This window comes from uncultured Fibrella sp., assembly GCF_964250085.1.
Lineage (GTDB): Bacteria > Bacteroidota > Bacteroidia > Cytophagales > Spirosomataceae > Fibrella.
Genome location: NZ_CAXUEC010000008.1, coordinates 338,767 through 363,532 on the forward strand (window position 1 = coordinate 338,767; position 24,766 = coordinate 363,532).

Here is a 24,766-nt window from a genome sequence, read left to right on the forward strand (position 1 = left end):
GTTTATCCCTTTCTTCCGCCTCATATTCGAGCGATATTCTGCCTGGAATATCGCTCGAATTGCTATGTTCCGGCGGCTAATCTGATTGGCTGAAAAAAATCCGTGATTATTTAATTGATTCATGTCGAATCGCTCATAATTGCGAGTGTATGATCATGTGTAGATGATTTTAAATTAATCGTTTAAGTAATAGCAATTATACTTAGTATTTTATTGTAATAATTATATTAAAATCTTACTATTTGGTACAAAGTTTGATTAATAAGCCAGTGAGTAACTTCTGTTTGGAATTTATCAGATAGAGTATATAGCTCAACTTATTCGTATGTTTGTTCAACTTTTACCTGATTTTACCGTCCGTAACTTGAAAAACATAGTCACTACGCGAGCTGCCAGTTTGGCTCGTTACGCCTCCATGTGCCTGCTGCTCAGCGGCGGGCTATCAACGGCCTTTGGGCAAACAACATACTACGTAGCGAACTCGGGAAGTGACGGCAATACGGGCCGCTCAGCCGATTCGCCTTTTCAAACCATAGGGAAAATTAACAGCCTGGCCTTACAACCAGGCGACCAGGTATTGTTCCAGCGGAATAATACCTTCCGGGGTACGTTGCAGATTCGGCAGTCAGGTACGTCAGCGCAACCTATTGTAATCGATGCGTATGGATCTGGTAACAAACCTGTTCTGTCGGGGGCTACACCTGTCAATAACTGGACAAATTTAGGCAACAACGTCTGGCAGGCTAGCTGCCCATCCTGCGGTGACCGGGTAACGGGCCTATATCGGGATAATTCGGCCTTGCCCTTAGGCCGGTATCCAAACCTGGATGCAGCGAACAAAGGGTATTTGACTGTACAATCTCACTCTGGTAAAATACAACTCGCCGGGCAGCAGTTTTTTTCAACGAACTGGGTCGGTGGCGAAGTCGTGTTTCGCCCTGTCCAGTGGATACTGAACCGGTCGACCATCACTGGTCAGAATGGGAATACATTGAACCTGGCGAGTGCAGGTACGTACGACATAACGGATGGTTGGGGTTACTTCATCCAGAATCATCCGGCTACACTCGATCAAAACGGCGAGTGGTACTATAACCCGTCCAACAAGTCGATTCTGCTGTTTGACAACCAGAGTAACCCTAACAATCAATCGATTGCGGCTACTGCCTACAACGAAGCCGTTAATTTAACCAGTGTGTCGTTTGTCACTGTTCGCAACCTGCAGCTATCACAAGCGCTGGTCACGAACCTGTCGATTGTGAACGGCGCTAATGTGTCGATTACCGGCAACGACATTACGAAGGCTGGTGAAGATGGCATTGTCATCCGGGGCGATGGCCATCATGTGTCGATGGAGAATAACCTGATCGAAGATGTCAACAACAACGGGGTTGATATTGCGGCGTATCAGGCAATCACGTTTCGGGGTAACATGCTCCGGCGCATCGGGCTCATTGCTGGTCGGGGTAGAAGTGGTGATGGTACTTACGTAGGTTTCATGTCGGCCAGTAAGGGAAATACGCTGATTGAAAATAACGTGCTTGACAACATTGGGTATAATGCACTCAACTTTGCCAGTAGCACAACCATCCAGCGTAACCAGATCAGTAATTTCTGCCTCACTAAAAGCGACGGAAGCGGCCTCTACATCTGGAACGGCAATCAACAACCGATGAGCGACATTCACATTGTGTCGAATGTGGTTTACAATGGTATTGGAGCACCAGAAGGAACGCCGGGCGGTGCCTATTCGGGAGCAAACGGAATCTACCTTGACGATTGTACTACGAATATTGAAGTAGCCAACAACTCCGTGTATAACTGCCGGGGGCTGGGTATCTTCCTGCACGGGTCGTCGAATATTACGTTGACAGGAAATACGTCGTTCAACAACGGCGAAGGACAACTGGCGGTAACAACTGCCGGCGGCTGTCAGCCACGTAGTAATCTGATTCAGAACAACATATTTGTTAGCAAGCAATCGAACCAGTTTAACGTCAAATACGAATCAGCGCAAAACGACCTGGGCAGTTTTGGCCAGATAGACAACAATGTGTACGCCCGCCCATTCGAAGACACGTATACGATCAGGGCGGTCTATAATAGCACGACTGGCGCTGATTTGTCATTGGCCGACTGGCGAAGCCGGTATGGTAAAGACCTGAATACGCTGAAAAGCCCTATCGCCTATTCGACCGGCAACCCCGATGATGTGATCCTGTTTGCGGGTAACCCAACGGCCAATGCCATTCAGGTTTCCTTATCAGGTACGTATCGGGATGCCCGCAATAATGCTTATTCAGGGCAGGTGTCGGTAGCGGCGTTCTCATCGATTGTTCTATTTAAAGACATTACAGCGTCGTTACCGTTACGGAACCCGGAGAATCCGGCTAACACGGTAGCGGGGCTGGATTATGGCTACTACGAAGGAAGCTGGAATACTCTCCCCGATTTCGGGTCGCTTACTGCCATAAAAACGGGAAACAGCAGTTTACCGGACCGGACTATACGTTCGCGCGATGAAAATTATGGCATACGGTACACCGGTTTCATAACGGTGCCTACAGATGGAGCGTATACCTTTTATACCAATTCGGATGATGGCAGCAAATTACTTATCGGTACAACGGAGGTCGTTAATAACGATGGTAGTCATGGTGAGCAAGAGCGGTCGGGTGTAATCGGTCTGAAAGCCGGTACACACGCCATCAGCATTCTTTATTATCAAGGCGGAGGTGGACAGGCGCTAACTGTAAGCTACAGTGGCCCCGGCATTGCCAAGCAAAACATCCCGGCTTCGGTGCTGGTGCGAGTTTCTTCTTCTAATCCACCTGTAGTCGTAAACCTGCGCGATCCGGAGAACCCGGCGAATACCGTAGACGGCCTGGATTATAGCTATTATGAAGGAAGTTGGGGTTCGTTGCCTAATTTTAGCTCACTCACCCCAATAAAAACGGGTACCTCAGGACTGCCCGATCTGGCGGGGCGTTTGCGCGACAGTAATTATGGCCTGTTCTATTCTGGCTACATCACGGTACCCACCGATGGGGTGTATACCTTCTACACCAACTCAGATGATGGCAGTAAACTGCTGATCGGCAGCACCGAAGTAGTCAATAACGATGGGGGGCATGCCGAGCAGGAGCGGTCGGGCACCATTGGTCTGAAAGCCGGCACGCATGCCATCAGCATTCCTTACTTCCAGGGGGGCGGGGGGCAGGCCATGACCGTCAGCTACAGCGGACCGGGCCTGGGCAAGCAAACTATTCCGGCAGCGGCCTATCGGCGGGTAGGAACAGTCACTCCGCCTGTAACAGGAGGGGTAACACTGCGTAATCCAGAGAATCCGGCCAATGTGGTATCGGGTCTTGATTATGGCTATTATGAAGGAAGCTGGGGTACGTTACCCAACTTCAGTTCATTGACACCAGCAAAAGTTGGCGTCAACCCGTTGCCTGATCTGACGGTGCGTTCTCGCGATAATGACTATGGCCTGTTCTATTCTGGCTACATCACGGTACCCACCGATGGGGTGTATACCTTCTACACCAACTCAGATGATGGCAGTAAACTGCTGATCGGCAGCACCGAAGTAGTCAATAACGATGGGGGGCATGCCGAGCAGGAGCGGTCGGGCACCATTGGTCTGAAAGCCGGCACGCATGCCATCAGCATTCCTTACTTCCAGGGGGGCGGGGGGCAGGCCATGACCGTCAGCTACAGCGGACCGGGCCTGGGCAAGCAAACTATTCCGGCTGCGGCCTATCGGCGGGTGAGTACGGCGGTTGCCAGTAATGGTACTGGGCTGCGGGCCGACTACTTCAACAACCAGAATGTGGCGGCTCCCATTGTTTTTACCCGTACTGACGCTACCGTCGATTTCGATTGGGGCAATGGCTCTCCTTCATCGACTATCAATACCGATTATTTCTCGGTACGGTGGACGGGTCAGGTAAAAGCCCCTGTCACAGGCAACTACACGTTCAGTACATCGACGGATGATGGCGTGCGCCTATGGATAAATGGTAGACTGGTTATCGACGATTGGAACGGACACGCTACTACCACCAATAACAGCCCAACAATCGCGCTGATTGCCGGGCAACGGTACGACATACGGATGGAGTATTTCGATAATATCATCGGTGCTGTAGCCAGGCTTTTATGGACATACCCAAATCAGGGGCAGCAAATTATTCCGCAATCGTATTTATATCCGGCGGCTGGCTCTGCGCGGATCGCCGACAGCAGTGCTGAGTCGATGAATACAGTTGCCAGCGATTTCAACCCGGATATGGCTGTACAGGTCTATCCAATTCCGGCCCGCGATGAAGTGCAGGTACGTTACTATGCAGAGCAGGCTGGCGAATTGACACTCCAGCTAACAAGCGTTGGAGCCTACCCGGTCATGCAAAAAAGCACTACGGTTGTTCAGGGCGCGAACATAATCCGTATTCCCGTCCGTGAATACAACCGGGGAATGTATATTCTGAGTTTGGTTCAGGGCACACAACGGGTTACTAAAAAGGTGCTCCTGGCTGATTGACCAGACTAGTAGACACGATTGATTAAGATTCGGTTTGACCTGCGCAATGCATATAGGTCAAACCGAATTTTGGTTTATAGACGTACCTGAATGGTGCGCTGACATGTAGGCAGGGGACGTCTGTATAATTAAATGTTACCAGGTGTGAGCAGGTAATAATGTTGGGCTGGCGTTTATCGTTTTAGTCATTGACGTTTACCCATACGCTCACTGATGAACAACGCTATTTCACTCACCACTGCGCTGGCAGGCGCTTTACTAACGGGCACGCTGTTTGCCCAATCTCCCCGCTCTACTACCCCGTCTTTTATCTGTAACTATACAGGCGGCCGACCCCTCACCCCCCCATGCACGTATAACGGGCAGGCTACCAGCACACACGCCACGCGTGTTATCGACCGAATCTTGAAGCCAATCGGGTTGATGCAGAACTTCAAGGTAATGGAATGCCCCGAAACTCATAACTGCTTTGCGGCGGTCATGAACGGACAACGGTTCATTATCTACGATGGCGCCTTCATGCAACAGCTCGAAGACGCCACAGAAACCGACTGGTCGGCCACCAGTATTATGGCTCACGAAATTGGCCATCATCTACAGGGGCACACACTGGCGTCGGGAGGGAGTTCGCATCAGAAAGAGCTGGAGGCCGACCGCTTCTCCGGTTTTGTCCTGCATCAGCTTGGGGCTACACTCGATGAGTCGATGGTCGCCATACGGACTATTGGCAGCGTTTCTGCCTCAACGTCGCACCCCGGCCGGGCGGCCCGTCTCGATGCTATTCGGAAAGGGTGGACAGAAGCGGATGGCATCTACCCACGCACAAAGTCGGTAACGCCCAGTCGGCCAGTTCCTACAATTGCTGCCGCGCCAAAACCGGCTCCTGCTACGCCAAAGGTCGATAAACAAGTGACGGGTCCCGACGGCGTGATGCCGACCATGACGACCCAGTATTACACCAATGGCCGGTTAAAGTATCAGGGAGGCGTTCTGATGGGCCTGCGAACAGGCAACGGTACGTATTATTACCCGAATGGCGACCGGTACGTTGGGCAATTTGCCTATGACCAGCCGCACGGGAAAGGCACCTACCACTTCGCCGACGGAGACACGTTTGTGGGTACGTTCCGAAACGGAAAACGAAGCGGTCCAGGTACGTTGTTCGACGCCCAGGGCGAGGTAGAAGAAGAAGGTAACTACGTAAATGATGTGCTGAGACAATGACCAATTATCAATGAACAATTGTCAATGACCCTCGCTGTCTGCTATTGCAGTTTACCGGTAATTGATAATTGTTCATTGAAAACTTTTCACCGTTTTCTCGATGATATCGCAGGCTTCGTTCATCTGGGCTTCGGTGATGACGAGGGGAGGGGCAAAGCGAATCTTGTCGCCGTGGGTTTGTTTGCAGAGCAGGCCGTTGTCGCGCAGGCGAAGGCATAACTCCCAGGCGGTTTCTTCACCAAAAGCAGGCCGCTCCTGAATGACAATGGCGTTGAGCAGTCCTTTGCCCCGAACCAGTTGAACCAGCTCCGTTTCGGCACACAGGGCGTTCATACGGCGTCGGAACAACTGACCCATTGCTTCGGCATTCTCGGCCAGTTGTTCATCCTGAACTACATCCAGCGCGGCCACCGCTACGGCGCAGCCCAGCGGATTGCCGCCAAATGTGCTGCCATGCTCACCCGGCCGGATCGTGAGCATAATTTCGTCGGAGGCCAGCACCGCCGACACCGGCATGACGCCACCCGACAGCGCTTTGCCAAGCACCAGGATATCTGGTTTTACGTTCTCATGGTCACAGGCAATCCGGCGACCAGTGCGGCCAATGCCCGTTTGAACTTCGTCGGCAATGAAGAGAACATTATACTGCGTGCAAAGCGAACGTACCCCGCGCAGGTAGCCTTCGTCGGGTACAAGCACGCCTGCCTCACCCTGAATAGGTTCAACCATGAAGCCTGCAATATTGGGATCGGCCGCAAAGGCGGCTTCCAGCGCGGCCAGATCGTTGTAGGGCACCAGCACGTAACCCGGTAGCAGCGGCCCGTAATCGTTGGTGCTGCTGGGGTCGGTCGAGGAAGAGATGGCGGCCAGCGTACGACCCCAGAAGTTCCCTTCGGCAAATACCGTTTTGGCCTGATTCTGTGGGATACCTTTGACTTTATAGGCCCATTTACGGGTTAGTTTCAGTGCTGTTTCACCGGCTTCAACGCCCGAGTTCATCATCAGCACTTTGTCGTAGCCGAAGTAATCGCAGAGGTATTTTTCGCAACGACCAAGCTGGTCATTGTGGAACGCCCGGGATGTAAGCGTCAGGCGCTGAGCCTGCTGGGTAAGCGCGTTGATAATACGCGGATGGCAATGCCCCTGACTAACAGCGCTGTAGGCCGATAAAAAATCGTAATAGCGGCGGTTATCTACATCCCAGACGAACACCCCTTCTCCCCTCGATAACACGACCGGCAATGGATGGTAATTATGAGCCCCGTATTGATCTTCTAAGTGGATGGCCTGTTCGGCAGGAGACAGGGTAGTGGATGTCGTCATTATCGCAGTTTTAACCTTATTTTAAGATCGGTGGGACCCTATACGTTAAAACCATTCAGACGAACAGTCTGTTGGCCTAGGGAATCGACCGTAAATATAACGTACTGAGCACCATGACCGAAGATCAACCGAAGAAACGCAAAATTCCCGGTCTGGCCGATGAGGATTATTATTATACGAAGGAGGGATTCGTAGTCTTTACCGCCAATTACCACCTGAAGCGAGGTTATTGTTGTAAAAGTGGGTGCCGACACTGCCCATATGGGTACAGGAAAGAAAAATAATTTGCACATTCACAGGGATTTCGCCAATTTTGCACCCTCATACGGAAAACGAGTACAGTCATGGCCAGAGTTTGTCAAATTACCGGAAAGCGGACGCAGGTTGGTAACAACGTATCGCACGCCAACAATAGAACGAAACGTAAATTCTTCCCGAACCTTCAAAAGAAGCGATTCTTTGTTGAATCGACGGGCGAATGGATTACGTTAAAAGTTTCGACGTCGGCCATCAAGACGATCAATAAAAAAGGTCTGGAAGCGACCCTTCTCGATGCCTATAAAAAAGGCACTTTGTCGGTGTAGTCGACCGTTACACACGCTGCGTGAACGTCCGTATTAGCCTCCTTCCCGAGCGGAAGGAGGCTTTTTTTAGATCATGCGTTTCAGCGCGAAGCTGATAACCACCAACTGATTGCTACGACGAACAACCAGTGTAACTTCCCGACCTTCGCCACGCTGCAACGATTTGTGTATATCACTGATTGTGAGCCCACTGGCCAGGTCATTATTCACAAACATCAGTTCGTCACCTTCCTTCAAACCGGCCACATCGGCCGGTGAGTCGTTCACGATCTTCTCGATATAATAGGTTCTGAACCGGTCGCCTTTGGCTTTTAGCTCAAGGCCGCTCATATCGTGCTCAAACTGCTCGTGCAGGAGCCGACGAACGGGTTTCAACACAATGTATTGCTCAGGGTAATTGAACGTGACAGTGAACCGGCGGAGTAATTCACAACCTACATTGCCTTGCCGGTCGGCCGTGTTTACGATCCGCATGCCGAAGGAAGAGCTATCCGGGAACGAGGCGATTACGTTCTGTAGCTCGTGCCGACCCAGCCGCAGACCCTCGATCCGACCCAGACTACCGTTGATCACTCCATTTAGACCACGACCCAACTGTGCCCGGAGCAATTTTTCGGGACGAGGCAACGCACATACCGTCGATTGCCCGTCGAGCATCAGGGCGTGCCCGGCACCGGTGTCGAGCACGACACGAAGCGGCACCGTCCGTTCGCCCGACAGCAACGCTGTGACGTCCAGGTAAGGCTTCGCGTTCTGAATGATGATCGGATAGCGGTCGCCGTAGCGCGATTTGTATTTGTACCGTTTGGGCTCGGTCAGGGTTAGCTCGCGGTTGCGGAAGTCAATGCCTACGACGAAGCTATTGAAGAGGTCGTAGCCGAAAATACCATGAATGGGTATGCCCACGTATTCGGACAGGTGGAGGATGTCGTCTTCCAGTACCACAAGGTTCTGATGCGTAGCCTGCATGCCGCCCATCGACAGTTCATTGTCGATGGCTATAATGGCCGACAGGCTGCTGCCTTCGCCCGCTCCGCTCAGTTTCATCTTGCGCGTAAGCCTCAGTGGCTGGTTCTGCAAGGCCAGCGGATCGGTAATGATTGTATTGCTGACGCCGGTATCCAGGATGAAGTTCAGCGTATCCGACTGATTGATCTGGATTTTTACGACAATCAGGTTGGAGTGCAACTCAAAGGGAACACGCACGGAGGTCCGGTTTCCCTTCAGGAAGTAGCCGAATCGGTCTCTATCCGGTGTTTTCGGACTATCGGTTGCCAACGCCGACAGACTGCCGTAAAGTAACCCGACTAATAGGTACAGCGCTTTCATATGATCGAACGATTAATACTAGAAAATTACTATTTAAACTCCATAAATCTATAAATAGTTAATCCTAACCCAACTGATTCACAAAGGTTTCCAGCATTCGGTCTAAAACCCTTAATTTCGCCCGCTCTCTGAGCCTTACTTACTACTAAGTTAAAAGACGCATGCGCAAAAAGATAGTTGCTGGAAACTGGAAAATGAATAAAACCGCCGATGAGGGTCTGGCCCTTGTTTCGGAGGTAACAAACATGATTAACGCCGAAGTAACCGGCGATGTAATCGCGGTATTGTGTCCACCGGCCCTGTACCTAACCACCTATAAATCGTATTTAACAAGTAACAAACTGGCACTTGGTGCCCAGAATTGCCACGAAAAAGCGGCTGGCGCTTATACGGGCGAAATCTCGGCGGCCATGCTGAAGTCGGTCGGCGTACAGTATGTGATACTTGGACACAGTGAGCGGCGGCAATATTTTGAGGAAAGCAATGCCCAGCTAGCTGAGAAAGTGAATAGTGCTTTGGAAAATGGGTTAACTCCGATCTTCTGCTGCGGTGAATCGCAGGACCTGCGCGAAAATGGCGACTATGTCGGTTTTGTAAAAGACCAGCTTACAGATAGCCTGTTTCATCTGTCGGCTGAGCAGATGGCGAACATCGTGATCGCTTATGAACCGATCTGGGCAATTGGCACGGGCCTAACGGCTTCGGCTGGTCAGGCGCAGGACATGCATTATGAACTGCGTCAGCATCTGGCCAGCCAATATGGCGATGAGGTGGCTCAGGAGACGAGCATCCTCTATGGTGGTAGCTGTAACGCCCAAAACGCCGAAGAGATTTTCGCGCAATCCGATGTCGACGGCGGCCTGATTGGCGGTGCCTCACTGAAATCACGCGATTTCGTTACGATCGTAAAAGCCAGACAGTAGTCAATGAACAATGATCAATTATCAATGAACAGTTGCTTTGCCAGGGAACCTCACCCCTGCAATCTGTTCATTGATAATTGATAACTGAAACAATGACCGCCTCTGATTATATCCACGCTTTCAAGATGGAGCCGCACCCGGAAGGGGGCTATTATGTGCAGACCTATCAGGCGGCTGAGCAGATTCCACAGGCTGCTTTGCCGGTACGGTTTGCCGGTGACCGGCCGTACAGTACGGCGATTTATTTTTTGCTGGAAAATCAGAACCGGTCGGCGCTTCACCGTATCCAGAGCGATGAAGTGTGGCATTTCTACGCCGGTGGTCCGCTGAATGTGTACGTCATTGAGCCCGGCTCAGGTACGTTGTCAACCATTCAACTGGGTAATGATCCCCGTCGGGGCGACGTTTTTCAGGCGGTTGTTCCGGCTGGGGCGTGGTTTGGTGCAAAGCCCGCCGGGCTGCCCGGTGATCCTCCCTTTTCGCTCGTAGGGTGTACGGTAGCCCCCGGCTTCAACTTCGCCGATTTTGAACTGGCCGACTTAGGTACGTTGCTGGCTCTGTTTCCGCAACATGAAGCCGTCATCCAACTGCTAACATGAAGCAGGATCGTCTGCTTTCGACGTCAGCCTAATAGCTGATAAATATTGGGGAGGTGGTCGCGGTAGGAAATGCCAATCGGAATTTTGGCTTCGCCAAAAAAGAAATTGTTGTGGTTATAGCTCGTTATGTGGTCCAGGTTAACGATATAGGACTTGTGCACTCGACGAAAATAGTGGGTGGGTAATCTCTCCTCCAGGACCATAATGGGTTCATTGACCACTTCCACCTTTCCCTTATAGTGCACTTTGCAGTAGATGCCGTAGGCTTCGATGTAGTCGATGGTACAGAATGCAAACTTCTGTAGCCGTCGCCCCACTTTCAGGAAAATAACCTGGCTGGTAACGATGCTTTCCTTATCGACGGTCATGCCGATTGCCCGGTGAACACCGCGCAGTAACCGCGATTTGCTAAACGGTTTTTGTAAGTAGTCGGCTATATCCAGGTCATAACAATCGACTGCATACGTTGAATAGGCACTGGTGACTATGACGGGCGGCAACTTCTGACCGGCTCGTAGTAGATCAAGCCCACTGTTGGCGTTTAACTCAATATCAAGGAAAATCAGATCATACGTTTCGTAGAATAGGGCACTTATAGCTTCATGGTGACTGGGACAAATAGTTAAATGGCTGAAAATGGAAAGTTCGGTCAGGTACTGTTTTAAAAGCAGGGCTGCCGACTCCGAATCGTCAACAATAAGGCACCGGTAGGTTTGCATTTCAATGAGTAGTTGTACGTGTCTGCGCAGATGGTAGTTAAGCAGCGAATTATCGTAGCCGGGAATCGGAGTTTAGCCCGTCAGATTAGTCTGTAAGTATGAAGGCGGCTTGTATGAATAGGGGTTCATAACTATAATGAGCTAATTCTATAGACTAAGTAAGTGATTGCTGATTTATCATTAATAGTCACTAGACATATAAAAGTAAGCAACAAGTTATCGATTGATTATAAGTAACAAACCGATAGGTATCATTATTCTTGCCAATAATACACGGGTGAGCAATCAGCAATAATACTCAATACCTGGTTATTATGGGGTTCATAGGGCTATAAGGCTGTTTCGTATACGTATATGTCTCGTTGATAGCATGTAAAAAAATATCAGCCACTCTGTAAGCAAGTCGCCGTCACTACTTAGCGGTTAATAGATAAAAAGAGCCTTTTCAATCAATTTTAGCCTCAGTACATGGCAATATTGACAGTGATAGTTTTTGAGTTGAAGTAACTGGAAAGCTTGTTGATACCAGTGCAACTGCTATGATATACAACTGTAGCTAACAACCGGGATTCTGTGTCGTAGCAAGTATAGTTAGCTATGTCTGGCAGTCCAGGTAAGAGTAACAAACTGGTAAAAGGTGAGTAGGTAGTCAAAAAGAAAAGCCCGCAGTTGGAGCTGCAGGCTTTTCGGAATTAAGCCAACACCCGAGGGTACTGACCGGTATCTTCATAGTCCTCTCGGACGGCATCTTCCTTTCTTCTCTCTCTTTGGGGCTTCCCCACAGCGTCATGCATTTGGTTGCATAACGTGACTGTATTGCATCAACGACGATGGTCGATGATGTGGTGCCTGGGTATGCTTTAAAATTTTCATTGAGACGGGGATGTAATGCGGTGGTCACTACCGCGCTTTTTTAATCCCACGACCCAATAGCGAGCGCCAACCTCGAATCAGCCTGAGCAATCTGAGCTGCCTTGAGGCATTTGTATAACCGATTGACCTTTTAACGCCTACCACTAACGTATACTATCATGAATAGAGCACTACTCTCTGTTTACTGCCTTTTTTATAACCGGCTTTTGTGGCCGGTTTTGGCATATCTACTAAAGTGGCTAACATGCTCAGCCAGTATTCTGCAACGGCGTGGGTCGGTGCTCTACCAGACATTCGTACCAGCACATCCGCAACGATATACTGGTCGGACAGTAGTGGCTATTGGTATGCTCATAGCTGGCTGGCTGGGCGCTACGCAGCTACAGGCGCAGACCTGCGGTACGTACCGGTTCACGACCACTCAGTTTGCCGGAGCTTCCATTGTATCGGCGCGGACCAGCGGTACCTTTTTAAGTGTTGCAGGCATTCCAATTGGCAATGGGGCCAACAATACAGGTAACGTCATCAATGCGTCGCTGACCGATGCAGCCCAACTGGGCGTACTTCTCAGCGGTTCGGCGCAGCTCTCGACCCAAGTAACATCTGCTACGTTGCCGGCGGGCGCTACGGCTGGTTACGTAATAGCCAACAACATATTAAATCTGGGCGTAGGGCAGACCATCGAGATAACAACGTACCTGAACGGTACCCAGCAAAACCAGGGAACAGTCGGTACAATCCTCGACTTACCCATTCTGGGGTCGGGCACAACATTCGTTGGTATTGCTACCACCAAGCCTTTCAACGAGATTCAGGTCAGGATGAGTGTGCTGATCGGGGCGGCCGTTTCGCTTAACGTGTATTACCCGATGGCCGTTTATGACGGCACTATAGCAGGAACGAATCCAACTACGGTGGGGGGGAGCAACGGAACCGCCTCAATAGCACTGACAGCGCCGGGGGCGACAGGGCAACTGCCGCTGACGTATGCCTGGAGCAATAGCGGCAATACATCGACCATCACGGGGTTGCCGGTTGGCGTTTACTCGGGCACGGTCAGCAGCGGCGTGGGTTGTTTATACACAAATTCTGTTACGCTGACTGGCCCTTCTCTGGCGCCGGGCGGCGTATCATCTGGTTTGCAGACCTGGTATAAAGCCGATCAGGGCGTGACCGGTACAACGGCTGTTACGGCCTGGGCCGATCTGCAAAATGGCCATAACGTTACCCAGGCCACGGCCAGCCATCAGCCTTCTCTAACGGCGGCATCGGCGGCTTTCAACTTTAACCCCTCGCTCGTATTTGAAGGGGATGACCAGCTTGAGTATAAATTGACCCGGTTTATGAGTACCACCAGTTCGGGAACCATGTTCGGGGCGGCTTCCAACAACCTGGATGGAGGCTACGAGAATCTGGGCGATCTGGGTATCGACAATCCTCATATGGGTACGTTGGATAACCAGCAGATTATGTGGATGAACTCGTCGTCGCCGGTACGAATCGACCATCCGACAACGCTGATAAAAGACCAGACCCACCTGTTTGGCTATTTCTGGAACGGGGGCGGACCAAACGTCGGTAGCGGCCTTCGGCTAAACGGCGTGGAAGCCTACACGGCTACAACAGAGGCTACGGCTGTTGGTAGTGGCGGGGTTGTTGACGGGATGTGGACCATCGGCGGGTATCAGTACGTGGAAAACTGGCATGGCAATATTGCCGAAATAATGCTCTACGACCGCAACCTGACTACAGCCGAGAAAAACAGGGTTGAAACCTACATGGCCCTCAAATACGGCACAACGCTGGCCCACGATTATTTGGCAAGCGACGGAACAACCATTTACAGCGTTGCCAGCTATTCGGCAAATATTACGGGTATTGGCCGCGACGACAATCAGACGTTGAGCCAGAAACAGTCGAAATCGGTTAATGCAAATGGGTTGGTTACCATAGGGCTGGGCACGGCGGTGGTATCGGGCCAGGCCAGTATTGCCAGTACGTTTGCGACCGATAAGTCATTTGAGATTTTTGGCGATAACGGACTGGCCGCCAGTTACACCACCGCCTATTTACCCCAAACCTACGTATCGTCGGTGCCGTCAGCCTTCAAGCTAATGGCACGCATCTGGAAAGTGCAGGAGACTGGAACGGTCGGTACAATATTGGTCAGTGTTCCTGCCACCACCAAAGCCGAGGTGTTGCTGGTCAGTAGTAGTGCCACCTTCACACCGGGCAGTGCTACCGAAATTACGTTGACGCCTGATGGAAATGGTAACCTCACGGCGCAGGTCAACCTGACCAATGGACAGTTCTTCACCTTCGGAGCTACCGTGATTGCACCAGGTGGTGTAACGGCGGGCATCCAACTATGGGTGAAAGCTGATAATGGCGTGATTGCCAGTAGTTCCGCTGTTAGCCAATGGACTGATCAGAGCCCTGAAAACCATAACCTGGTACAGGCTACGGCGGTTAACCGTCCTCTGTTACAGAATGCTTCGGTTGGTTTCAATTTCAATCCATCGGTCAAATTCGACGGAGCCAATGACCGTATGGAGTATAAGCTCACTCGGTTTATGTCGACTACCAGTTCAGGAACGTTCTACGGAGCGGCCAGTAATGCGTTGGATGGCGGCTACGAAAACTTAGGCGATTTAGGCATCGATAACCCTCACATGGGTACGCTGGGTAATCAGCAGATCATGTGGATGAACAGTTCAGCGCCGGTGCGCATTGACCATCCAGCGGTATTGACGGCCAACAAGTCGACACTACTCGGATACTTCTGGAATGGGGGAGGGCCCAATGTAGGTAGTGGGCTTCGACAAAATGGCACTGAATTCTATGACGCCACTACTGAAGCGACGGCCGTAGGAAACGGCGGACCTGTAGACGGGCAGTTTACGCTGGGATCGTACGAGGGTGTTGAAAACTGGAACGGTAACATTGCGGAGAGTTTCCTCTACGACCGTAACCTGACGAGTACAGAAAAAGACCGGGTCGATACCTATCTGGCCACAAAATACGGCACTACCCTCACGCATAACTACCTGGCGGCTGATGGCACCACCATCTACAACGTATCGAGCTATTCGGCCAACATCACCGGCATTGGCCGCGACGATGCTTCGGGCCTGAATCAGAAACAATCGAAGTCGGTCAATGCCAAATCGATTATGACTATTGGCATAGGTACGTCATTAGCTACAACCAACGCAGCCAATGCCAATAGCTTCCCGGCCAATAATTCGTTCGAAATTGTTGGCGACAATGGGCAGCCATATAGCTACTCAGCCCCCTACGCGCCAACGAGCTTTACACCGGCTGGTGGCGCTGGTTTTTATCGCATGGCCGCTACCTGGAAAGTGCAGGAAACAGGCACGGTAGGCACGGTTGTGATCGGAGTTGCTTCGTCAACCGGAGCCGACTATCTGCTGGTGAGCAACGCGGCTACGTTTGTACCCGCCAGCACGACCGAGATTCAATTGACGTCGGATGGCAATGGAAACTTAGTAGCTACGGTTGACCTCGCCAACGGGCAGTTCTTCACCTTTGGGTCGGCTGACAAAGCACCCGGCGGAGTACTGGCTGGATTAAAAACATGGCATAAAGCCGATGCACTGGACGGTAATGATGGCGATAAAGTAGCAGCCTGGCCGAGCAGCTTACTGTCGTCACCTTATTCGGTCTCACAGGCTACAGTCAGTCAGCAACCAACCCTAGGCACCAGCACAACGGCACTGGTGAACTATAATCCATCCGTTGTCTTCAACCGTACGGCTGCCAGTACACTGGTCAATAGTACGACCAACGTACTTGGGTATTCAGCCTCCAGTACCTCTACTCCTTATCACTTTATTGCGGTTGCAAAAGATATGGAGACCGCCTTTACTCGGGCAGAACAGGGGCAGTATAACCTACGTGGTATTTTAGGCAACGGTTCGAGTGGGAACAACCCCGCCATGGACTTGCAGAAAGATGGGGCAGCACCCAACGGCTGGAATCCCTGGACCGATGTTTCCGGCGAATGGAACGGCGGAAAAGCTACGATGTATAACGGTGGCGGAACGGGCAGCGGCACAATGACCCTACCTACCAATTACGGCACCCAACTGACGAATCAGCAGCCTCAGATTTTCGGGCTGGGCTACACCTATGGGGTCGGTAATTTCTTGAACTCTACCGTAGATGGCTGGTCGGAACCAACCACGCTGAAAGAGGACAATCGTGCCGATTTAATCCGGGCGAACTATTTTTCGGTAGGTCAGAGTGGAGGAGGGGAATACTGGAACGGGCCGATCAATGAGGTAGTAGCCTATAATCGCGAACTGAGTGCTACAGAATTACAAAAGGTAAATACGTATCTAGCCATCAAATACGGTGTAACGCTTGGGCAAGGTAGCGGAGCGGTCGGTAAAAACAGTAATTCGGTTGCCTACCCAATCAGTCAGACAACCGGTACGGGCTATACATACATCGCTACCGATGGCACCGTAGTCTGGAGCCCAGCGACCAACAGCGGGTACAATTTCGACATTGCCGGTATTGGTCTTGACAACTTCGAGGCACTGAACCAGAAACAGTCGCGTTCAGTGAACGATGGTTTCCAGCCCGCCATTGGCCTCGGCACGGTAGAACTCTCCAACGATGCCAACAGTAGCTCGTTTACTGCTGATAAAACATACATGGTTTGGGGCAATAACGGCCTGTCGAGCAGTTACGCCGTTAGCTACACCCCCCACAGCTTCACGGTGGCAGCTCCTGTTTATTTGATGTCGCGTATCTGGAAAGTGCAGGAAACGCAAACAGTGGGTACGGTGATGGTGAGTGTGCCGGGTAGTTTGACAGGTACGTATCTGCTGGTCGGCAGTCCGGCCAGTTCATTTACGGCTGGAACGGCTATCGAATACGCTATGATTCCCGATGGCAATGGTAACCTGGTGGCCTCGGTCGATTTGAGTGACGGTCAGTATTTTACCTTTGCTAATGCCTCGTTTGCGCCAGGTTGTGTTTCGGCTGGCTTGGACTTCTGGTTCGATCCAGCTACTGGCGTTACCAAGTCGGGTTCTATTGTAACGGCCTGGGCCGACAGACATAGTTCGGGCAATAATCCAACCGTGACGCAAGCTACGGTCGCGTTGCAACCAGCTTATGCGGCTGGGGATGCCTTGAGCAACTATAATCCCTACATTAACTTCTCAGGTAACACTCGGCTCAACACGGCTATTGATGGTGCCGGTTATTCACGGTCGCATACCACGTTCGGTGTTGTAAATAACTACACGTTCAAGGCAGACTACGGACACTTTATCCGGCTTACGAATGAAAACAATACGGATGCCGGTCTGCACAACTGGGGCTTGGGGCATTCCAACATCCAGACGGATAATGTAGGCCTACACTATATAAAAGCTCCTTTCTCGGGTGGCAGCGGCTCGGCCGGAACCGATATATACAATAAGATCAACCAGAACCGCTCTATTGTTATTGGTCAGCCAACGCTCTACAGTGGTTTCATCGACTCCTCGACACCGGCCTCAACCTCCGTCATTGTTGGACAGAACGGTAATGAGGCCAGTTGGGTCGGCACCGCGAACGTGACGAGCCTGCTTCCATACGACTACATGGTCGTTGGTGGAGGCAATGCTTACGGGATGAATAACAACAAAACATCGGAGATTATTCATTACTCCCGTGCGCTGACGCTCAATGAACGGCAACGGGTAAACACCTACCTGGGCGTTAAGTATGGCCTGACACTCGAACACAACTATCTGGCCGGTAATAGCGGCATTATCTACGATATATCGAGCTTCTCGGCCAACGTGCTGGGTATTGGCCGCGACGATTGCCAGCAACTGGTACAGAAACAGTCGCAATCAGTTAAGACAGCAAAATTGAGTATTGGTCTGTCGGGAACTATTGCGGCTACCAACGCCGACAACCCCGGCTCGTTCACAACAGATGCTTCATTCCTGATCATTGGCGACAATGGCGTTACGAGCACGAGCCTGACGTCGTTCTCGTCGGTCACGACCGCCTGTCCACAACCGCCTTCGGCCGATAAGTTCACCGGGTTGAATTACAAGGCTACCGAAACCGGAACCGGCGTTGGGCCTGTATTTGTGCAGTTCGATGCGGCCGGTTATGGCTTCAATCCCGTTTATCCGCTCTACATGCAGGTAGCGTCGGATGCCAACTTTACCAACCTGTTGTCGTCGGTACCCATGTCGTTCTCGGGCAGCCTTGCCAGCACGATGTATGATTTCCCGGCCAACAGCACGGTCTATATCCGGTTTGCCGGTAACACCACGTCGCTGGCCAACATCTGCGCAGCACCAAAACCACTGACGTTCCACTGGAACGGCTGGTGGTACGGCACGAAAAACAAAACCCTTATTGGAAATTACAACATTGGCAATACGCTGACCAACCCGGTTATGTCGGTGTCGGTCACTGATGGAACGAGTGATCCAAACGTGTTGCTGTATAAGCCCGCGGTCGACTGGTGGCCGGTATTCGATGGCCTGGGTATTTTCATCCCGCGTTATGATAACGCCAGCAACGAAACCAGTGTGACAACGACCCGGATGAAGTTCTACAGCCAGTCGTCGCTCGGTGTGGCATCAACGTCGGCGGTAGCGGCCCAGACGGTCGATTTCATCCTGCGCGATATTGACGGATGGTACGGCGGTAAAGACGTGGTGAAGGTGTACGGTAAACTTGGCGCGGCTACTGTATACCCCAAAATCGTCAAAAACAACAATTATCCGTTCTGGAACAGCTCGTCGCTAACCGTTTCGGGCAACACCATTACCGGCGGCTGGTATCCCTGGGATCTGACCGTTCTGGGCAATGCGTATGTGAGTTTCGACTCGCCGGTTGAGGAAATCGTTGTGGAGTACACCAAGGATAATCAATATCCCTTTAAGGTGTATAACGACCTGCGCATTGGCTCGGTAAACATTACCTGTAAGGCACCAACCCCCCGTGCCCCGCTGGCCGACAATGTGTATGTCTACAAGCAGGCCACGCCGAGTGTGCAGAAAACCAACGAGCCGGTGGTGTATAAGTTCACCATCCAGAATACGGATTGCGCCAATAAGGTCATCAACTTTAACGATGTACTGCCCGGTGGTTTGAACTGGGTCGACAGCACTCTGACAACCTCACTGGCATATAGTTCGGCGAATGCGTATGGAGAAACCAATACGTTGTCGATCAATAACCTGACGGTTCCGCCGGGCACCAGCTACCTCTGGGCCACGGTAACGGGCGGAGCTCCTGGTACCTATAATAACCAGGCAACCTATACGGTGAATGGTGGAACGGGCGCAACCCTGCTCTCTGATGATCCGGGTGAAGCAGGAACGGGCATGCAGCCGACGCCATTGACACTGATTCAGAACGACCCCGATGCCCAGTTGACGGTGAGTAAGACGGTGGATAAAGCCATTACGGGTCAGAACACGGTGGTCACCTATAACTTCACGGTGAGTTCAACCAACGCGGTTTCGGCAGTGCAAACTTCCTTCCAGGATGTATTGCCCGGCGAGCTAACGTTTGTGGGTGGTTCCCTATCAGGCCTATCAGGAAGTTACACCAGCAGTACGGCGGTATCGGCTTACGCCGGTACGCCAACGATCAGCCTGCGTGATCTGATTGTGCCGGCCAGCGGTTCGGTTACCTTCAGTATCCAGGCCAATGTAAATAGCTACACGGTGGGAGCGGTTGCGACCAACGTAGCCACGGCCACGCCCGACCCGCTTTCGGGTTTCCGCATCAAGGCTGTCAACTCCAATGTTGTCAGCACGACCGTTAGCAGCCCGCCGTCGATCACGATCAATAGTCCGCTGAACAATAGCCAGACAAGCCTGAACCCAACTATTTCGGGGACAGCTACGCCGGGAAGCACGGTAGTCATTCTGGGCCCAGGCAGCACTACGCTCTGCGCTACGGTAGCGACTAGTGGCACCTATGCTTGTCCGGTAAGTGTTACCGCAGGTCCCCAGACCCTGACGGCGTTGGCCAGCAATGGAGCCGGTACCAGTACGCCAGCCACGGTTAGCCTGACGGCGGTAGCCCCACCAACCGTAGCCGTCAATAGCCCGGCACCAAACGCTAGTGTGTCGAGCAGTAACCCACCTATTTCGGGAACGGCTACACCAGGCTCGTCTGTAACGGTTGCGGGAGGCCCCGGCACATCGGGTGGCCCATGCATAACGACGGCTAGTTCGAGCGGTACCTGGACCTGTTCGAGTCTGACCTTCCCAAGTGGCCCACAGACCGTTACGGTCACGGCTGGTAACGTAGGTGGCACAAGCACCCCGGCTACGGTGAGTTTCTCGGTAGCGGCGCCGCTCTCGGTAGCCAGCACACCAGCTACACAAACCGCGATTTCGGGTGTACCTGTCTCGGCTAGTGCGGCTCAGATCATTACGCCGGGTGGTGGTACGCAACCCCTGACCTATGGTGCGTTTAACCCAACATCAGGTTCGGCAACCAGTAGCACGGGTCCGTTGGCCACACCGCATGGTATGGTTAGTATCAATCCAACAACGGGTGTCTATAGTTACACGCCGACACCGGGTTACTCGGGCACCGATGCGATCGGTATCAAGGTTTGTGATTCGGGGACTCCGCAGCAGTGTGCCGCTACGATCATTCCAATAGTAGTGGCTGCTCCGCTCTCGGTGAATACCAGTCCGACGACACTGACGGCAGCACAAAATACTCCAACACCGGGTAATGCCGCCACCGCCCTGAATCCGCAAAATGGTACACAGCCGCTGACCTATAGCACGATCAACCCAACAACGGGTGCTGCCAGCACAAGTACGGCGCATGGCACGGTGAGTATAGACCCAGCAACGGGTGCGTATACCTACACGCCAACACCAGGTTATTCCGGGACCGATGCCATCGGGATCAAGGTCTGCGATTCAGCGACCCCGCCACAATGTACAACCGCTGTTATTCCAGTGACGGTGTTAGGTAACCCTGCTTCAGGAACTCTCGACTGTTCTACGGCTCAGATTACGGGTATCGTAGCCGGTACACCAGGCAACGGCGTGCTGAAACTGACCATGACGGTGAGTACAACAGGTAGTTTCCCCGTAACGATCACCGGATCAGGGCTATCGGTAAACCCGTCGCCGTTCGCGATTAACCTGACGGGCACTGGCTTACAGACGTTCTACGTACCACTCACCTACAGTGGGGCAGCCTTCGGACCAACCACGATTACGGTGACGGGAGCGGGAGTTTGCTCGCCGAATATGAGCCTGGTAACGCCTAAGACGGTCAGTACGGCGGTCCTGAATCTGGGACCAGCCTGTACACCTGTTACGGCGGCAACTCTTGTTAAATAATCAGCTTGTTCGGACCATTTATGTCGAACTCAATCTAACAAAGATGATGAGTCACCTAAAAACAATTATCCGAGCAGGCGGGTCTACAGCGGGAAACCGCCTGGTAGTCCGTAGTATCTGGGCTGTATTGTGTCTGAGCTTGCTGTTAACCACAGCAGCTCAGGCACAACTGCCCACACTCCCTGCCTCGCCTACCGCTTGTGATTACACGAGCGAGCCAGCCGCTATTTCACTCACGGCCCAGAATGTGCCAGCGGGTTACAATACTTTATACCTGTTGGTCAATATGACATCAGGTATGATAGTCCAGACCAATGCGACAGCCCCGGTGTTCAATGGGGTAGGAGCAGGACTGTATTACGCCGTTGCCGCTCATTATTCGAGTTCACTCAACAATGCATCGACCGGGAAACTAATTTCCGATGTGTATTCATTGGATCAGTGTCTAACCTATGGCCCTGCGCTGGGACTCCGGGTCTGTTCCAGTGTATGCGACTATGCGGTGGCCCCGGCCAGTATGAGCTTCACGGCCCAGAACGTACCACTCGGTGTGACAACTACCTACGTTCTAGTGAATGACGCCACTAATCTGATTGTTCAGACGAGTGCTACGGCTTCGTTTAGTGGTTTGTCGGCAGGTGAGTATTCTATTACATCGGTTCACTATACCGGTTCGCTGACAGCCTTATCCACTGGTAATCGGCTGTACGACGTAACGACCCAAAACGCCAACTGCCTAAGCGTGTCGAACACGTTGCACATCAAAGTCTGTAACAACCCGATTGCCATTACCGGCCCACCCAACGGGGGCACAGTCGCCAGCCTTAACCCACCCGTCAGTGGTACGGCTTCACCAGGTACATCGGTCACAGTAACGGGTGGCCCCGCTTCAACGGGCGGCCCCTGCATTGCCACGGCGGATGTGAATGGGAATTGGAGTTGTACGAGCCTGACCTTCACGGCGGGTCCGGCCAGCGTAACCGCTACCGACGGCTCAACAACGGCGGTGAGTGGTTTTACTGTGTCGCCCCCTGTTCCACCAACGGTTGTCATCAATAATCCTGGTCCTCTGGTGGCTACCACTAACGTACCCATCAGCGGCACGGCCACACCCGGCAGCACGGTGGTGCTGACCGATGCAACCAATGCTACACTTTGCACCACAACAGCTACGGCCGGAGGGAGTTATTCGTGCTTGGTAAGCCTATCGCCGGGTAGCAACACCATTACGGCCACAGCAAGCAACACGGCTGGCACAACCTCGGCTTCAACGCCGGTCACCGCTGTAGCACCACCGACGATCGCTATTCTCTCACCTGCTGATAACGGGACAGCTACGACTACGCCAACAATTAGTGGGACCACTACGCCATTGGCCAGCGTCACGGTGCTTGGACCGAATAGTCAAAGCTGCGTGACAACGGCTAGTGCGTCAGGTACGTATGCCTGTTCGAGCCTGACGTTTGCGGCGGGTCCGCAGAGCGTAACAGCTACGGTGAGTGACCCCGGTGGCACCGCTACGGATGTGAACACCTTTACGGTGGTTGGTCCTCCGAGTTTGACAGTGACTTCGCCGGTGAATGCGTCAACGACCACTACGCCGACCATTGCCGGTACGGCCACGCCAGGTGCGTTGATTGCTATCACCGATCCGCTAGGGGCCACGCTCTGTGCCACCACGGCTTCTGCATCAGGTACGTTTGCCTGCGGTCCACTGTCCGCTTTGCCAACAGGACCCAACACCCTGACGGTAACAGCCACGACGTCGGGCGGCAGCACATCAGTGCCGGTCACCTTCACCAGTGTAGCACCACCTACGATTGCTATTCTTTCACCTGCTGACAATGGGACAGCCACCACTACGCCCACCATTTCGGGTACGGCTACACCATTGGCGAGTGTGACGGTAGTAGCTCCGGGTGGACAGTCGTGTGTAACGACGGCTAGTGTGTCGGGTACGTTCGCTTGTTCAAGCTTAACCTTCGCGGCGGGTCCGCAGAGCGTAACAGCTACGGTGGGCAATCCCGGCGGTACGGCTACGGATGTAAACACCTTCACGGCTGTCGGTCCTCCGAGTTTGACAGTGACTTCGCCGGTGAATGCGTCAACGACGACCACGCCGACGATTGCGGGCACGGCGACACCGGGCGCGTTGATTGCTATCACCGACCCAACGGGGGCCACGCTCTGTGCCACCACGGCTTCTGCCTCAGGTACGTTCGCCTGCGCCTTGACGAGTCCGCTACCTGAAGGGCCGAATACCTTGACGGTGACGGCTACCACCCCTGGCGGTACTACTTCGGTGCCAATAACGTTTACTACGGTTGCTACGCCGACAGTAGCCATTCTTTCGCCTGACAACACCACCGCCACGACTACGCCGACCATATCGGGAACAGCTACGCCGCTGGCGAGTGTCACGGTGCTGGCACCAGGTGGGCAATCCTGTGTAACAACGGCTTCTTTATCAGGTACGTATGCCTGTAGCAGCTTGACGTTCGCGGCTGGGCCTGCCAGCGTGACGGCGGTAGCCAGTAGCCCCGGTGGCACAAGTACACCTGCCGTGAGTAGCTTCACCGTTACCGATTGTTCATCCGTGACGGTTGCTATTATGCCGACCTCCGTAACGATTTGCCTCACTAACACACTTGCGCTTTCAGCAATAGGTCCACCTGGTGGAACGTATACCTGGACGGGAGCAGGGCTGACGCAAACGACGGGTCAAACGGTTATTTTATCCTCCCCTTCGGCTGGAACAGCTCTTTATACCGTCACGCTTTCTGTGTCGGGCTGCGTAACGTCAGCGTCTGCCGTTGTGACGGCTACGCCGCTGGCCTGCCCACCGACGATTGCTATCACTACGCCTAACAACATCACCACGACCGTTACGCCCACCATTTCGGGTACGGCCACGCCATTGGCGGTAGTAACCTTAACGGGTGGACCTGGTTCGACTGGTGGTCCGGTTAGCGTGACAGCCGATAACACCGGTGCTTATTCAACGTCGGCCCTTACGTTCTTGGGTGGTCCACAAACGGTTACAGCTATAGCCAGCAATGCAGGAGGAACAAGTAGCCCGGCCACAACCAGCTTCACGGTGGTTGGTCCGCCAAGCCTGACGGTGACTTCGCCGGTGAATGTGTTGACGACAACCACGCCGACCATTGCAGGTACAGCTACACCGGGTGCAGTGATTGCCATCACCAATCCGTTGGGAGCCACACTGTGTAGCACTACGGCCAGTGCCTCAGGTACGTTCGCCTGCGCTTTGACGAGTC

General features: G+C 52.6%; 11 protein-coding genes. 8 read left to right on the forward strand and 3 right to left on the reverse strand.

The features are described 5' to 3' along the window. Positions 1 to 415 precede the first annotated feature (415 nt). Together ACFE8Q_RS22980 and ACFE8Q_RS22985 are read left to right on the forward strand one after the other, a co-directional pair. A complete protein-coding gene (locus ACFE8Q_RS22980) occupies positions 416 to 4,546 on the forward strand; it encodes a PA14 domain-containing protein (protein ID WP_375447784.1) in 4,131 nt (1,376 codons plus the stop codon). A 213-nt stretch (positions 4,547 to 4,759) separates the two neighbouring features. Beyond that, a complete protein-coding gene (locus tag ACFE8Q_RS22985; RefSeq protein ID WP_375447785.1) occupies positions 4,760 to 5,770 on the forward strand; it encodes a M48 family metalloprotease in 1,011 nt (336 codons plus the stop codon). 72 nt (positions 5,771 to 5,842) lie between these two features. Here the strand turns inward: ACFE8Q_RS22985 and rocD are convergent, their stop codons facing one another. Continuing rightward, a complete protein-coding gene (rocD, locus tag ACFE8Q_RS22990) occupies positions 5,843 to 7,093 on the reverse strand; it encodes an ornithine--oxo-acid transaminase (RefSeq protein ID WP_375447786.1) in 1,251 nt (416 codons plus the stop codon). Positions 7,094 to 7,206: 113 nt separating this feature from the next. Between rocD and ACFE8Q_RS22995 the strand changes: the two genes are divergently transcribed. After that, the gene (locus tag ACFE8Q_RS22995; protein WP_375447787.1) at positions 7,207 to 7,377 is read left to right on the forward strand and encodes a DUF5522 domain-containing protein; all 171 of its coding nucleotides are present in this window, start codon (positions 7,207 to 7,209) and stop codon (positions 7,375 to 7,377) included. A 60-nt stretch (positions 7,378 to 7,437) separates the two neighbouring features. Continuing rightward, positions 7,438 to 7,677 (forward strand): 50S ribosomal protein L28, encoded by a 240-nt coding sequence (gene rpmB / locus ACFE8Q_RS23000; RefSeq protein ID WP_085410917.1) that lies wholly within the window; start codon positions 7,438 to 7,440, stop codon positions 7,675 to 7,677. 66 nt (positions 7,678 to 7,743) lie between these two features. On the opposite strand, the gene ACFE8Q_RS23005 is transcribed toward rpmB, so the two are convergent. Beyond that, positions 7,744 to 9,006 (reverse strand): aspartyl protease family protein, encoded by a 1,263-nt coding sequence (locus ACFE8Q_RS23005; RefSeq protein WP_375447788.1) that lies wholly within the window; start codon positions 9,004 to 9,006, stop codon positions 7,744 to 7,746. A gap of 161 nt (positions 9,007 to 9,167) precedes the next feature. Between ACFE8Q_RS23005 and tpiA the strand changes: the two genes are divergently transcribed. Next, positions 9,168 to 9,929, forward strand: a complete 762-nt coding sequence (gene tpiA, locus ACFE8Q_RS23010; protein ID WP_375447789.1) for a triose-phosphate isomerase — start codon at positions 9,168 to 9,170, stop codon at positions 9,927 to 9,929. Positions 9,930 to 10,021: 92 nt separating this feature from the next. After that, the gene (locus ACFE8Q_RS23015) at positions 10,022 to 10,528 is read left to right on the forward strand and encodes a cupin domain-containing protein (protein ID WP_375447790.1); all 507 of its coding nucleotides are present in this window, start codon (positions 10,022 to 10,024) and stop codon (positions 10,526 to 10,528) included. 23 nt (positions 10,529 to 10,551) lie between these two features. Here ACFE8Q_RS23015 and ACFE8Q_RS23020 read toward each other — a convergent pair whose 3' ends face one another. Then, positions 10,552 to 11,247, reverse strand: a complete 696-nt coding sequence (locus tag ACFE8Q_RS23020; RefSeq protein WP_375447791.1) for a LytR/AlgR family response regulator transcription factor — start codon at positions 11,245 to 11,247, stop codon at positions 10,552 to 10,554. Between the two features lie 1,031 nt (positions 11,248 to 12,278). Here ACFE8Q_RS23020 and ACFE8Q_RS23025 point away from each other — a divergent pair. Together ACFE8Q_RS23025 and ACFE8Q_RS23030 are read left to right on the forward strand one after the other, a co-directional pair. After that, positions 12,279 to 21,488: a hypothetical protein gene (locus ACFE8Q_RS23025; RefSeq protein WP_375447792.1), complete on the forward strand. Its 9,210-nt coding sequence runs from the start codon at positions 12,279 to 12,281 to the stop codon at positions 21,486 to 21,488. A gap of 43 nt (positions 21,489 to 21,531) precedes the next feature. Next, positions 21,532 to 24,766, forward strand: a 3,235-nt coding sequence (locus ACFE8Q_RS23030; RefSeq protein WP_375447793.1) for a beta strand repeat-containing protein, incomplete at its 3' end; no start/stop codon positions are given.